Source organism: Tropicimonas sp. IMCC34043 (assembly GCF_003390845.1).
Lineage (GTDB): Bacteria > Pseudomonadota > Alphaproteobacteria > Rhodobacterales > Rhodobacteraceae > Tropicimonas.
The window spans coordinates 999,345-1,013,233 of the sequence record NZ_QMEK01000001.1; the positions used below are offsets into that span (position 1 = coordinate 999,345).

The 13,889-nt window shown below is 63.5% G+C and carries 13 protein-coding genes; 8 read left to right on the top strand and 5 right to left on the bottom strand.

Annotation, left to right across the window (positions count from 1 at the left end):
• Window positions 1–174 precede the first annotated feature (174 nt).
• Complete coding sequence (locus DQG17_RS04635; protein ID WP_232829325.1) at window positions 175–1,254, top strand: DUF6456 domain-containing protein; 1,080 nt, start codon at window positions 175–177, stop codon at window positions 1,252–1,254.
• A gap of 423 nt (window positions 1,255–1,677) precedes the next feature.
• Here the strand turns inward: DQG17_RS04635 and adh are convergent, their stop codons facing one another.
• Together adh and DQG17_RS04645 are read right to left on the bottom strand one after the other, a co-directional pair.
• Window positions 1,678–3,201, bottom strand: a complete 1,524-nt coding sequence (gene adh / locus DQG17_RS04640; RefSeq protein WP_116131584.1) for an aldehyde dehydrogenase — start codon at window positions 3,199–3,201, stop codon at window positions 1,678–1,680.
• 332 nt (window positions 3,202–3,533) lie between these two features.
• Window positions 3,534–4,082 (bottom strand): peroxiredoxin, encoded by a 549-nt coding sequence (locus DQG17_RS04645; RefSeq protein ID WP_116131585.1) that lies wholly within the window; start codon window positions 4,080–4,082, stop codon window positions 3,534–3,536.
• A gap of 287 nt (window positions 4,083–4,369) precedes the next feature.
• Here DQG17_RS04645 and lipA point away from each other — a divergent pair, with 287 nt between their 5' ends.
• Both lipA and DQG17_RS04655 read left to right on the top strand, forming a co-directional pair.
• Window positions 4,370–5,320, top strand: coding sequence for a lipoyl synthase (lipA, locus tag DQG17_RS04650; RefSeq protein WP_116131586.1), 951 nt, complete (start codon window positions 4,370–4,372; stop codon window positions 5,318–5,320).
• A gap of 399 nt (window positions 5,321–5,719) precedes the next feature.
• Window positions 5,720–5,926, top strand: coding sequence for a cold-shock protein (locus DQG17_RS04655; protein WP_116131587.1), 207 nt, complete (start codon window positions 5,720–5,722; stop codon window positions 5,924–5,926).
• Between the two features lie 332 nt (window positions 5,927–6,258).
• On the opposite strand, the gene DQG17_RS04660 is transcribed toward DQG17_RS04655, so the two are convergent.
• The 3 genes from DQG17_RS04660 to DQG17_RS04670 form a co-directional block, all read right to left on the bottom strand.
• Entirely contained in the window at window positions 6,259–7,473 is a 1,215-nt protein-coding gene (locus DQG17_RS04660) for an NADP-dependent isocitrate dehydrogenase (protein WP_116131588.1), read from the bottom strand.
• A gap of 536 nt (window positions 7,474–8,009) precedes the next feature.
• Window positions 8,010–8,621 (bottom strand): HD family hydrolase, encoded by a 612-nt coding sequence (locus DQG17_RS04665; RefSeq protein WP_116131589.1) that lies wholly within the window; start codon window positions 8,619–8,621, stop codon window positions 8,010–8,012.
• Between the two features lie 4 nt (window positions 8,622–8,625).
• On the bottom strand, window positions 8,626–9,279 hold the full coding sequence (locus tag DQG17_RS04670; RefSeq protein ID WP_116131590.1) for an alpha/beta hydrolase: 654 nt from the start codon (window positions 9,277–9,279) through the stop codon (window positions 8,626–8,628).
• Window positions 9,280–9,453: 174 nt separating this feature from the next.
• On the opposite strand from DQG17_RS04670, the gene DQG17_RS04675 reads away from it, so the two are divergent.
• The 5 genes from DQG17_RS04675 to sufC all read left to right on the top strand — a co-directional run bounded on the left by DQG17_RS04675 (window position 9,454) and on the right by sufC (window position 13,889).
• Window positions 9,454–9,948 carry an Rrf2 family transcriptional regulator gene (locus tag DQG17_RS04675; protein ID WP_116131591.1) on the top strand — a complete coding sequence of 165 codons (495 nt, stop codon included), beginning with the start codon at window positions 9,454–9,456 and terminating at the stop codon, window positions 9,946–9,948.
• A 96-nt stretch (window positions 9,949–10,044) separates the two neighbouring features.
• On the top strand, window positions 10,045–11,088 hold the full coding sequence (locus DQG17_RS04680; protein ID WP_116131592.1) for a cysteine desulfurase family protein: 1,044 nt from the start codon (window positions 10,045–10,047) through the stop codon (window positions 11,086–11,088).
• A gap of 48 nt (window positions 11,089–11,136) precedes the next feature.
• On the top strand, window positions 11,137–12,708 hold the full coding sequence (gene sufB / locus DQG17_RS04685; RefSeq protein WP_116131593.1) for a Fe-S cluster assembly protein SufB: 1,572 nt from the start codon (window positions 11,137–11,139) through the stop codon (window positions 12,706–12,708).
• A 32-nt stretch (window positions 12,709–12,740) separates the two neighbouring features.
• On the top strand, window positions 12,741–13,106 hold the full coding sequence (locus DQG17_RS04690) for a DMT family protein (protein ID WP_116131594.1): 366 nt from the start codon (window positions 12,741–12,743) through the stop codon (window positions 13,104–13,106).
• 27 nt (window positions 13,107–13,133) lie between these two features.
• Window positions 13,134–13,889 carry a Fe-S cluster assembly ATPase SufC gene (sufC, locus tag DQG17_RS04695; protein ID WP_116131595.1) on the top strand — a complete coding sequence of 252 codons (756 nt, stop codon included), beginning with the start codon at window positions 13,134–13,136 and terminating at the stop codon, window positions 13,887–13,889.

The following is a 13,889-nucleotide window of genomic DNA, read 5'->3' on the forward strand; positions in this document are numbered from 1 at the left end:
TTTTAAAGAAATATGGCGACAGGTTCCGAAGTTAACGAACGCGTAACCAATTCAACCCTAGGAATTGTTTCGCGTGCAATGACTTCGCTTGAGGGAGAGGGCGGGACAGACATGGCTGTGTATCGGACAAAGGCAGGACAGGACGAACTGCCCAGCTGGGTTCCGGAAGCGGCGATGGACTATCTACGGCATACCGAGCTTGGCATGTCGATCCGCGAGGTTGCCCGGGCAGAGGGCTGCCATGCCTCGACAATCCTGCGGCGGGTCCGGCGATTCGAACAGCGCCGCGACGACCCTCTGGTCGACGAGGCGCTTGCCTTGATCGGCGCGAAACATTTCGGAACCGGCGACCCCCAGATGTCTTGCAACGAGGATGCCGATCCGATGAGTTCCCATTTTGCGCCCCGCCTGATGTCCAATTCCACCGTCTGCGACGAACAGACCGTCATCCGTGAGGCGCGGCGGATCCTGCGCCGGCTGTCGGAAACGGGCGCTGTGCTGGCTGTCGCCGGCGAGATGGACAAGGCGGCGGTGCTGCGCAACATGCCCGACGGCACCACGACGCGGATTGCGGTCGTGGACCGTGCCGTCGCGCAGGCCTTTGCGCTGAAGGAGTGGATTGCCTGCCGCACCGCAGGTCGGGTGGCGAGCTATACGATCACTGCGACCGGGCGCTCGGCGCTCAAGCGGTTGCTGTCCGAGGATCGCGGCACCGAGGCCGGCTTTGCCGAAGCCGCCGCGCCCTTTGGCGACCAGCATCGCGACTGGGGCGAAAAGGTCGTGATCGACGACGACCAGCGACCCCGGCGGGTGCGCTACAACACCGCCGAAAGCCCGGTGATGACGCTGGCACGGCGGCGCGAAAAGGACGGCACGGCGTTTCTGACGGCCGATCAGGTTGCCGCGGCCGAGCGCCTGCGCGAGGATTTCGAACTGGCCCAGATGGGGCCGCGGGTGGCGCAGAACTGGGAACGCTTCCTGACCGGCGGCGGCCGGGGCGGGTTTGGCGCCGGCGACCGGCCGAGCGGGCCCGAGGTGGCGCGCGACCGGGTGGCGCGGGCGCTGCACGAACTTGGACCCGGGCTCGGCGACATGGTGCTGCGCTGCTGCTGCTTTCTCGAGGGGCTCGAGGCGACCGAACGGCGGATGGGCTGGTCGGCCCGGTCCGGCAAGATCGTGCTGCGCATCGCCCTGACGCGGCTCGTGCGCCACTATGAAGAGGAATACGGCCCCGGACGCGGGATGATCGGATAAAAGGGTCAACGAGAAGGCCAATACAGGCAGGCCCGGCAGTGAGGGGCGCCCGGAAAGGGGCGCCCCTGTTACATCCGGTGAGGCGCTTGCATGGCGACGGTGGCGCACCGGCCGTTGTGCAAGGTCGCGCCAGCAGGAAGGCGGCGGCAGGGCGCGGACCCACGGGACGACCGGGCGGGACCGTCTTGCAGAGGGATCGGCCGGCACTGGTCCGGGACAGCGCAGGCCTGCCGGGGACAACCGCGAAGTGCTGAGGGCGCCACCTGTCGGTGACGCCCTTTCGTCTGCGCACTGTTGGTCGGAAATGACCGTCGGCGCTCCGCGAGTGAGACGAGGCGGCTGACGGGCGACCGGGGAGGGGGGCGAACCCGTCAGCCTTGTCACAAGGTCATCGTGAGGACCCTGCGCGATCCCGGCTTCGGATCAGAAGAAGCCGAGCTTGTTGGGGTTGTAGCTGACCAGCATGTTCTTGGTTTGCTGATAGCTATCGAGCATCATCTTGTGATTCTCGCGCCCGATACCCGACTGCTTGTAGCCGCCGAAGGCAGCATGGGCAGGATAGGCGTGATAGTTGTTGACCCAGACCCGGCCTGCCTGGATGTGGCGGCCAAAGCGATAGCAGGTGTTCATGTCGCGCGACCAGACGCCGGCGCCAAGGCCGTACATCGTGTCATTCGCGATATGCAGCGCCTCGTCTTCGTCCTTGAAGGTTGTGACCGACACGACCGGGCCGAAGATCTCTTCCTGGAAGACCCGCATCTTGTTGTGGCCCTTCAGGATCGTCGGCTGGATGTAGAAGCCCTTCGACAGATCGCCGTCGAATTCGGCCGCACCACCCCCTGTCAGCACCTCGGCACCCTCGTCACGGCCGATCTGCAGATAGGACAGGATCTTGTCCTGCTGCTCCTGGCTGGCCTGGGCGCCGACCATTGTTTCCATCAGCCGCGGGTCGCCCTGCTTGATCGCCTTGACCCGGGCGATGGCGCGTTCGATGAACGCCTCGTAGATGTCTTCCTGGATCAGCGCGCGCGACGGGCAGGTGCAGACTTCGCCCTGGTTGAAGGCGAACAGCACAAAGCCCTCGATCGCCTTGTCGAGGAAGGCGTCGTCCTCGCGCATCACGTCCGAGAAGAAGATGTTGGGCGATTTTCCACCCAGTTCGAGCGTCACAGGGATCAGGTTCTCGGTGGCGTATTGCATGATCATCCGACCGGTCGAGGTCGAGCCGGTGAAGGCGATCTTGGCGATGCGCGGGGACTTCGCCAGCGGCGCACCGACCTCGGCGCCATAGCCGTTGACGATGTTCAGCACGCCGGGCGGCAGCAAGTGGCCGATCAGTTCGGCCAGCACGAGGATCGCGGCCGGGGTCTGTTCGGCCGGCTTCAGCACGATGCAGTTGCCGGCGGCAAGTGCGGGGGCGAGCTTCCAGGCTGCCATCAGCACCGAGAAGTTCCAGGGAATGATCTGGCCCACCACGCCCAGCGGCTCGTGATAGTGATAGGCGACCGTGTCGGCGTCGATTTCCGACATCGTGCCTTCCTGGCCGCGCAGCACACCGGCGAAATAGCGGAAGTGGTCGACCGACAGCGGGATGTCCGCGGCCATCGTCTCGCGGATCGGCTTGCCGTTGTCCCAGGTCTCGGCGGTGGCGATCAACTCGAGGTTCTGTTCGATCACGTCGGCGATCTTCAGCAGCGTCATGGCACGCTCGGCCGCCGAGGTGTGGCCCCAAGCCTCGCGGGCGGCATGGGCGGCGTCGAGTGCTGCCTCCACGTCGGCGGCATCCGAACGGGCGACCTCGCAGACGACCTCGCCGGTGATCGGGGTGATGTTATCGAAATAACGCCCGTTCACAGGGGCGACGAACTTGCCGCCGATATAGTTGTCATAGCGCGCCTTGAACGGCGAGGCGAAGCCTGCTGCCGTGGTTTGGGTCATCTCGTTCATTGGTTTCCTCCCGGATTGGCCGAAACTCGGCCGGAACAGTTTCAGGTCAGGCAATTGTCGCAGCCGCCAAGGGACGCGCGCAGATCGAGGCCGCGGCGGCGGATCAGCGCCGGCGCTTGGTGCGCCATGCTCGTCCGAGGGCTTGCGTTTCCTTCTCCTGAAGGCAGGTTACGCAATCGGAGGCGGCCGCGACATTCGACTTTGGTCTCGTGACACCCGCCGGGAGGGGGCGGTTCGATCACGGACCGGACGCAGGCGGCGATGGCAGCGGCCAAAGAAAAACCCGGCGGGATCCGCCGGGTTCGAGTGCCTCAAAGACAGGGTTCGGCCGATCAGGCCGCAGCACCCTTGGCCGCATCCTTGAGCCAGGACAGCACGTTCTCGGGCGAGGAAACGCCATAGGGATCTTCGCCGTGGTTGTCGCACAGGCCCGGCTCTTCGAACCAGGCTTCGATCTCGCCGTCCTTGACCACGGCAGCATAGCGCCAGGACCGCAGGCCGAAGCCGAGGTTGTCCTTGCGCACCAGCATGCCCATGCGGCGGGTGAACTCGCCCGAACCGTCGGGGATCACCGTGACGTTCTTCAGGCCCTGGGCCTCGGCCCATTTGTTCATCACGAAGCTGTCGTTGACCGACATGCAATAGATCGCGTCGATGCCGTGCTCGGCGAAGTCGGCAAAGCCGTTCTCGAATCCCGGAAGCTGATAGGTCGAGCAGGTCGGCGTGAAGGCGCCGGGCAGCGAGAACAGGATCGCGCGCTTGCCGGCGAAGTAGTCCGCGGTGGTCACATCCAGCCAGCGAAACGGGTTCGGGCCGCCGATGGTTTCGTCACGGACGCGGGTGTGGAAGGTGATTTCGGGAAGCTTGTAGCCGACTTTCATGTGATATTGCCTCGAGTTGCATTTCGGTCCGGCGAGCGCCGGCTCGAAGCCGAGATAATTGGAATGGTTCTAAAAGACAACGCGATTCTGCGGCAGCGATGCCGCAGGAGCAAATATCCGTCTGTTTTGGTGCGTTATTCGGCGCCGCGTGCAGGATGCGATCAGAAATTGAGCAGATGCTGACCGGGCGCCGGATCCGACCTGCTGCATGGCGGGCTTGCAGGACAGATTGATGGATTGGTTTTGCCCGTCGGCACCTGTATCTAGGAGGAAACGCGAGGTGTGACATGCGCGACCTGAAGATCCCCGACCAACGCCACCCGGAAAAAGCCCATCGTCCCGACAATGCCCAGCCGAAGAAGCCGGACTGGATCCGTGTCCGGGCGCCGGGCGGGAAGGGGTACAACGACACGTTCAAGATCATGCGCGAACACGGGATGTCGACGGTCTGCGAAGAGGCCGGTTGCCCGAACGTCGGCGAATGCTGGAGCCAGGGTCACGCCACCATGATGATCATGGGCGAGATCTGCACCCGTGGCTGCACCTTCTGCAACGTGGCGACGGGCCGGCCAAACGTGCTTGACGCGTTCGAACCCGGCCGGGTCGCTCATGCGGTCGAGAAGCTAGGCCTGAAACACGTGGTCATCACATCGGTCGACCGCGACGATCTTGAGGACGGCGGGGCCGAGCATTTCGCCCAGACGATCCGCGCGATTCGGCATCGCTCGCCCGACTCGACGATCGAGATCCTGACGCCCGATTTCCTGAAATGTGCCCCCGAGGTGCTGGAGGTCGTGGTCGCGGCCAAACCGGACGTCTTCAACCACAACCTCGAAACCGTGCCGGGGCTTTATCCCACGGTGCGTCCGGGCGCGCGGTATTTCCACTCGCTGCGGCTGTTGCAGCGGGTGAAAGAGATCGACCCGGCCATGTTCACCAAATCGGGAATCATGGTGGGCCTTGGCGAAGAACGCCAGGGCGTTCTGCAGGTGATGGACGACATGCGCTCGGCCGGGGTGGATTTCCTGACCATCGGGCAATACCTGCAGCCAACGCCCAAGCATCACGCGGTAGAGCGCTTCGTGACGCCCGAGGAGTTCAAGTCCTATGAGAAAGCGGCCTATGGCAAGGGCTTCCTGACGGTTTCGGCCACGCCGCTGACCCGCTCTTCCTATCACGCAGGCGACGATTTCGCCCGGCTGCGGACGGCCCGTCTGGCCAAGCTCGGGCGTGCGTGAGCCAGGGTTTGCGGGCGGACGAATCTGTCGGCGGACAGGCGATGACCTGGGCGGCCCTGATCGAAGGGCGACCGGCGCGGGATCGGCGCGACGGCCGGGCGCTGCGAAGTTCCTTGACCGCAACGAATTGCGGGTGCCTTCTTGGCGCAGGACACACTCAATCCGCCCGTCGGCCCCGTTCAGTGGCCTTCGCTTGTCTGAAAGCACTTTCGTGATCTCTTGCAGCGGCGATAATTCGCCGGGGGCATACGCAATTTGCTTGCCAACCGTTCCCAAATACCCGATAAGGAACCGGCACTCTGAATATCGCGAACCTGTTCCTTACCGGCCAGCATTCGACGTTGGGCTGCCGGGTCGCCGCATGTCGTGGGCGACAATCTAGACTGAAGGAACATTCCAATGGCGAATGGCAAAGTAAAATGGTTCAACGCAACCAAGGGTTTCGGCTTCATTGAGCCCGAAGGCGGCAAGCGCGACGTGTTCGTTCACATCTCGGCAGTCGAGCGCGCTGGTCTGACCACGCTGGCCGATGGCCAAGCTGTGACCTTCGACATCGAAGCCGGCCGTGACGGTCGCGAATCTGCTTCGAACCTGGCTCTGGCCTGAGTTCACACGCGGCGGTGCTTTCGGGCACCCGCGCAGACAGTTTCGAACAGGGCGCCTTGGCGCCCTGTTTTTTTTGGTGAGATCGCGTTTGCTTGGCAGGGCGGTGCACGGGATGCGCAGGGCCGTTGGTCGATTGAAGGACCAGGCTGCCTGGGCCGTGAGCCAAGCCTGACACGGGGGAGCTATCCCGAATCGAGCGGATCGCCGCCACGGCCATGGTCACGCGCTGCCGCGGGCCGGGGCCATTGGTGTTTTGCGCACCCTCGACGCCCGCGACGCCAGACTCATCCCGAAAGGGCGGGCCACGCGCTTTCGCCGTGGCCCACCGGGTATCAGCCCATCAGCGCGTGGTTGAGATTTTCGTCGATCTTCTCGAGGAATCCCATCGTGGTCAGCCAGCCCTGATCGGGACCGACCAGCAGCGCCAGATCCTTGGTCATGAAGCCGCTTTCCACGGTCTCGACAATGACCTTCTCGAGGGTCGTGGCAAAGGACATCAGCGCGATGTTCTCGTCGAGCTTGGCGCGATGCTTCAGACCGCCGGTCCAGGCAAAGATCGAGGCAATCGAGTTGGTCGATGTCTGGTGACCGGCCTGATGCTGGCGATAGTGGCGGGTCACGGTGCCGTGGGCGGCCTCGGCCTCGACGATCTTGCCGTCCGGCGTCATCAGCACCGAGGTCATGAGCCCGAGCGAGCCGAAGCCCTGGGCCACGGTGTCGGATTGCACGTCGCCGTCATAGTTCTTGCAGGCCCAGACGAATCCACCGTTCCACTTCATGCAGCAGGCGACCATATCGTCGATCAGGCGGTGTTCGTAATGGATCCCGAGCTTCTTGAACTGATCTTCGAACTCGGCCTCATAGACCTCCTGGAAGATGTCCTTGAAGCGGCCGTCATAGGCCTTGAGGATTGTGTTCTTGGTCGACAGATACAGCGGCCAGCCCCGGTGCAGGGCGTAGTTCATCGAGGCGCGGGCAAAGTCGCGGATCGAGTCGTCGAGGTTGTACTGGGCCTGGGCGACGCCGGCGCCGGGGCTGCGATAGACCTCGTGCTCGATCACCTCGCCATCGTCGCCGACGAACTTGATCGAAAGCGTGCCCTTGCCGGGGAAGCGGAAGTCGGTCGCCTTGTACTGATCGCCAAAGGCGTGGCGGCCGACCACGACGGGCCGCGTCCAGCCCGGCACCAGCCGCGGCACGTTGCGGCAGATGATCGGCTCGCGGAAGATCACGCCGCCGAGGATGTTGCGGATCGTGCCGTTGGGCGACTTCCACATCTTCTTCAGGCCGAATTCCTCGACCCGCTGTTCATCGGGGGTAATGGTGGCGCATTTCACGCCGACACCGACTTCCTTGATCTTTTCGGCGGCATCGACGGTGATCTTGTCCTCGGTACGGTCCCGTTCCTCGATCCCAAGGTCGTAGTACAGGAGGTCGACGTCCAGATAGGGCAGGATCAGCTTCTTCTTGATGAAGTCCCAGATGATGCGGGTCATCTCGTCGCCGTCGAGCTCGACAATCGGGTTCTCGACCTTGATCTTGGTCATGGCTTCCGTCCTCTCAGAATACGGGTGAATCGGGCTGAATGCGTCTTAGCCCAAAGCACTGGCTCCGAGAAGATGGTATGCGAAGGTATACCGCTTTGCCGCAGCGACGCGGTCGCTTGGCATCTGGCAGGAACGTGGGCCGCTTGGATTGTAGACTGCAGCGTCCCGACTCACCCTGGTGCCGCAGCGCAAGACCACGCGACACGGGCATTTCACAAAAAGCAGGATTGTCCCGGTTTTTCGCGCGATTCATGCATGAAATACGGTCGGAGACAGGAAAATCTTCGGATATTTGCAGCTAAGTATTGCAAACTCATTCACGAGAGCTAATGTCTGTCGCACGCAGAGATGCGTACCTTCGTTATGAGGTACTGGGTGCGAGCGAGTGGTATGGTTCGATATCCGATTTTATGAGTAGGCATCCCGGGCACTGATACTGCCCGGGATGTTTGATTCAGGGAGGCGGGCGTTTTGTCAGGGTGGCGCCGGCGCGGCGATGACAGGCAGCGACGCCAGCGACACAGGCCACAACGAGTTTAGCGGGAAAAGAACGGCGCAACGAGGGCCCGGACATGGGTCCAGAGCGCGGGTGCGCCGCGTTCGACCTTGGCGCCGACCCGGCTGTCGATCTGATCCAGCGTGACGTCATAGTCGAGCCAGCTGCCGCCGCCCGAGGCGAGGTTCTGCAACAGCGGCTGAACCCGATCGATCGATTTGGCAAACACCGCGTCAGGGGTTTCGGCTGCTTCGAATTCGTCCCAGAGCGCCCGGAAGGCCACGGCCTGATCGGCGGGCAGAAGCCCGAAGATGCGGGTCGCGGCGGCCTGTTCCTTGGCCTCTTGCTCGGCCGGGTCGAAAACGGCGTGGATCGGCATGTCGCCGGCATCGATTTCGACGATGTCGTGCAACATCAACATTTGCAGCACCCGGTCGATCCGCACGCCGGGGCCGGCCTGATCGACCAGAACCAGTGCATACATGGCAATGTGCCAGGAATGCTCGGCCGAGTTCTCGGGGCGCGAGGCGTCGCCGATGGGCGAGGCGCGCAGAATGGTCTTGAGCCGGTCGATTTCCTGCAGAAAGGCGATCTGGGCCGAGAGACGCGTCTCGGCCCCGTCGTCGGGGCATGTGCTTGCCGGGAGTTGCATGACGTCAGCGGCTGGTTTCGGTCAGCCGGCGGCGCACATAGCTGTCGACGGAGGCCAGCATCGGCTGCATGTAGGGATCCTCGAAGAAATGCCCGGCGCCCTCCATCTCCTCGTGCGTGATGGTGATGCCGCGCTGTTCGTGCAGCTTGGCGACCAGGGCCTGGGTGTCGCGCGGCGGTGCCACGCGATCGGCGGTGCCGTTGATCACCAGACCCGAGGCCGGGCAGGGGGCGAGGAACGAGAAGTCGTACATGTTGGCCGGCGGCGAGACCGAGATGAACCCGGTGATCTCGGGGCGCCGCATCAGCAGCTGCATGCCGATCCAGGCGCCGAAGGAGAAGCCCGCGACCCAGCAATGCTTGCTGTTCTGGTTCATCGACTGCAGGTAGTCGAGCGCCGACGCCGCATCCGACAATTCGCCGATGCCCTGATCGTATTCGCCCTGGCTGCGCCCGACGCCGCGGAAATTGAACCGCAGCACCGTGAAGCCCATCTTGTGGAAGGTATAATGGAGGTTGTAGACCACCTTGTTGTTCATCGTTCCGCCGAATTGCGGATGCGGATGCAGGATGATGGCGATCGGGGCGTCCCGTTCCTTCTGCGAATGGTAGCGGCCTTCCAGCCGTCCTTCGGGGCCGGGGAATATGACCTCGGGCATGCCTGCCTCTTTCCTGTCTTGGGCCTGCGGCGCTGGCGCTGTTGACGCTTTCCGTCAGGCAATCTAGAAAGTTTCTAATCTTTGTTTTTTCGGCGCCTCGCGGCCGGCTAGGAGGCAGTTAAGCGTCCCGGCGCCCGGCGTCAACCTTGTCACGGCCTTGTCGGAGTGCAGGCGATGAAACTGAGTACCAAGGGCCGCTATGCCATGGTCGCGCTGATCGATCTGGCATTGGTCGCGGAGGGGGAGCTTGTGACCCTGTCGGAGATCAGCGAACGCCAGGATATCTCGCTTCCCTATCTGGAACAGCTGTTTGTGAAGCTGCGCCGGTCGGGTCTGGTCGAGTCGGTGCGCGGCCCGGGCGGTGGCTATCGGCTGGCGCGGCCGGCCGAGCAGATCCGGGTTTCCGAGGTTCTGTCGGCGGTCGACGAGACGGTGAGCGCGCTGCACACCGGGGCGGGTGCCAAGGGCGGAATTTCGGGCAGCCGGGCACAGTCGTTGACCAATCGGCTGTGGGAAGGGCTGTCGGCCCATGTCTATGTCTTCCTGCATCAGGCGCGGCTGTCGGACGTGGCCCGGAACGACATGGCGCCATGCCCGGCGGTGCCCTCGCTGTTTCATGTGGTGGATGAGGCGGGCGAGGTCCCGGAGCGCGAGCCGAGCGATGCCTGAGGCGGTGCGCCGCCTGAAGGCGGGGCGCCCTGCGGACGCCCCGGAACGCCTCCGGCGGAGGTATTTCAACCAAGAAGAAGAGCGGGAACGGGGCCGATGAGTCGCGCCTATCTGGACTGGAACGCCACGACGCCCTTGCGGCCCGAGGCGCGGGCGGCAATGGCGGCAGCGATGGATCTGGTCGGCAATCCCTCGTCGGTTCATGCCGAGGGACGGGCGGCCAAGGCATTGCTGGAACGCTCGCGGAGCGAGATTGCGGCAGCCCTTGGCGCCGAGGGCGCCGACATCGTCTTCACGTCGAGCGCAACCGAGGCGGCAGCCCTGGCGCTGGAAGGGCGCGATCTGGGCTGTTCCGGGGTCGAGCATGATGCGGTCGGCGCCTGGTGTGTCGAACGGCTGGCTTGCGACGCCGCGGGCCGGGTCGCCGTGCCCGACCCCGGCCGCGCGACGCTGCAACTGGCCAATTCCGAAACCGGCGTCGTGCAGGACCTGCCCAAGGGGCTCGCGGTGAGCGATCTGACCCAGGGCTTTGGCAAGGTGCCCTTTGCCTTTAACTGGCTCGGGTGCGAGATGGGGTTCGTTTCGGCCCACAAGGTCGGCGGCCCGAAAGGGGTGGGCGCATTGGTGCTGCGGCGCGGACGGAACCTGACGGCGCGGCTGCGCGGCGGCGGGCAGGAAATGGGGCGCCGCGCGGGCACGGAAAACCTGATCGGGATTGCCGGTTTTGCCGCCGCTGCCACCGCTGCACAGCGGGATCTGGCCGATGGCGTCTGGGAGCGGGTGGAAAAACTTAGAAGCATTCTAGAAAAAGCACTGGCAACTTCGGAAAAAGAGATTATTTTTGTCGGGAACTCGGAGCGCCGACTCCCCAACACCTCGTGTATCGCGGTGGCGGGGTGGCGCGGCGAGACCCAGGTGATGCAGATGGATCTTGCAGGCTTTGCCATTTCGGCCGGATCTGCCTGTTCGAGCGGCAAGGTCCGCGTCAGCCGGGTACTGAAGGCGATGGGGCATGACGACAGGGTCGCGGGCAGCGCGATCCGGGTTTCAATCGGCCCCGAGACGACAGAAGACGAGGTGCTGCGCTTTGCCGAAACCTGGTTGGCGCAGTACCGCAAGTTCAAGGCGAAAGCGGCCTGAGCCGCCAGTCGGGCCGCCGCGGTCTGGCGCAACGGATTGGATCACAGGATGACGGCACTGGACAAGGACAGCGACGTTCGGGACGGGGTGGATCGCGAGACGGTCGAGACCGTCAAGTCCATGGGCACCTATAAGTACGGTTGGGAAACCGAGATCGAGATGGAGTACGCTCCCAAGGGCGTCAACGAGGACATCGTCCGGCTGATCTCGGCGCGCAACAACGAGCCCGACTGGATGACCGAATGGCGGCTGCAGGCGTTCCGGCGCTGGCAGCAGATGGAATCGCCCGAATGGGCGATGCTGAAGATCCCCGAGATCGACTATCAGGACCAGTATTACTATGCGAAGCCGGTCTCGATGCACGAGAAGCCGAAGTCGCTCGACGATGTCGACCCGAAGCTTCTGGAGACCTATGCCAAGCTCGGGATCCCGTTGAAGGAACAGTTGATCCTGGCGGGCGTCGAGACCGGCGCCCCGGCGAGCGCGCAATCCGAAGGGCTGTCCGGGATCGACGATCTGGCGGCGACGGCGGGCACCGCGCGCAAGGTCGCGGTCGATGCGGTCTTCGACTCGGTCTCGGTCGGCACCACGTTCAAGAAGGAACTGGCCGAGGCGGGCGTGATCTTCTGTTCGATTTCGGAGGCCATTCAGGATCATCCCGACCTGGTCCGGAAGTACCTCGGATCGGTTGTGCCGCAGTCAGACAATTTCTTCGCGACGCTGAACTCGGCGGTGTTTTCCGACGGTTCCTTCGTCTATGTGCCCGAAGGCGTGCGCTGCCCGATGGAGCTGTCGACCTATTTCCGGATCAATGCCGAGAATACCGGCCAGTTCGAGCGCACCCTGATCATTGCCGACAAGGGCGCCTATGTGTCCTATCTCGAAGGCTGCACCGCGCCCAAGCGCGATATTGCCCAGTTGCACGCCGCGGTGGTCGAGATCGTGATCCTCGACGATGCCGAGGTGAAATACTCGACGGTCCAGAACTGGTACCCCGGCGACGAGGACGGCAAGGGCGGGATCTATAACTTCGTCACCAAGCGTGCGGACTGCCGCGGTGCCCGGTCGAAGGTCATGTGGACCCAGGTCGAGACCGGATCGGCGATCACCTGGAAATACCCCTCGTGCCTGTTGCGCGGCGAGGAGAGCCAGGGCGAGTTCTATTCGATCGCAATCACCAACAACTATCAGCAGGCCGACACCGGCACCAAGATGGTGCATCTGGGCAAGAATTCGAAAAGCCGGATCGTGTCGAAGGGGATCAGCGCCGGCAAGGCGCAGAATACCTATCGCGGCCTCGTCTCGGTGCATCCGAAGGCGCAGAACTGTCGCAACTACACCCAGTGCGACAGCCTGCTGATCGGCGGCGACTGCGGGGCGCACACGGTTCCCTATATCGAGGTCAAGAACAACAGCAGCCGGGTCGAGCACGAGGCCACAACCTCGAAGGTCGATGACGACCAGTTGTTCTATTGCCGCAGCCGCGGCATGGACGAGGAAGAGGCGGTGGCGCTGGTGGTCAACGGGTTCTGCAAGGACGTGTTGCAGGCGCTGCCGATGGAATTCGCCATGGAGGCGCAGCAGTTGGTTGCGATCTCGCTTGAAGGCTCAGTGGGGTAGATGGGGTCCAGTGTCCGGGTGGATGCAAACAGATGCTGAACGCTGTCCTGCGGCCGGGGACATGGCCATATGTGGCGCCGATCCTGCTGTTGCTGGCATCGAACGTCTTCATGACCTTCGCCTGGTACTGGCACCTGAAGTTCAAGTCCATGGCGCTGTGGTCGGTGGTGCTGATCAGCTGGTCGATCGCGCTGATGGAATACAGCCTCGCCGTGCCGGCGAACCGGATCGGGCATTCGGTTTATTCGGCGGCACAGCTCAAGACGATCCAGGAAGTCCTGGCCCTGACCATCTTCACCGGTTTTTCCGTCTTCTATCTGCGGGAAAGCCTGAGCTGGAACATTCTCGCCGGATTTGCGCTGATCGTGGCCGGCGCGGCGCTGGTTTTCAAGGGCTGACATCGGCTCTTCACGAGGAAAATAGATATGCTTGAGATCAAGAACCTGCACGTCAAACTTGAAGAAGAAGACAAGCAGATCCTGAAGGGAGTGGACCTGTCGGTTGAGTCGGGCAAGGTGCATGCGATCATGGGGCCGAACGGATCGGGCAAGTCGACGCTGTCCTATGTCCTGTCGGGGCGCGGCGGCTATGTCGTGACCGATGGCAGCGCCACGCTTGACGGGATCGACCTGCTCGAGATGGAGCCCGAGGCGCGTGCCGCGGCGGGCCTGTTCCTCGCGTTCCAGTATCCGGTCGAGATCCCCGGGGTCGGCAACATGACCTTCCTGCGCACCGCGGTGAACGCGCAGCGCAAGGCCCGCGGCGAGGCCGAGATGTCCTCGACCGAGTTCCTCAAGGAGGTTCGCGCCAAGGCCAAGACCCTGAAGATCGACGCCGAGATGCTGAAGCGTCCCGTCAACGTCGGCTTTTCGGGCGGCGAGAAGAAGCGCAACGAGATCCTGCAGATGGCGATGCTGGAGCCGAAGATGTGCATTCTTGACGAGACCGACTCCGGCCTCGATGTCGATGCGATGAAGCTGGTCGCCGACGGCGTCAACGCGCTGCGCGACGCGGGCCGGGCGTTTCTGGTCATCACCCACTACCAGCGGCTGCTCGACCATATCCGGCCCGACGTCGTCCACATCATGGCCTCTGGCCGGATCGTAAAGACCGGCGGCCCCGAACTGGCGCTCGAGGTCGAGAACAACGGCTATGCCGACATTCTGGCGGAGGAAGCCTGA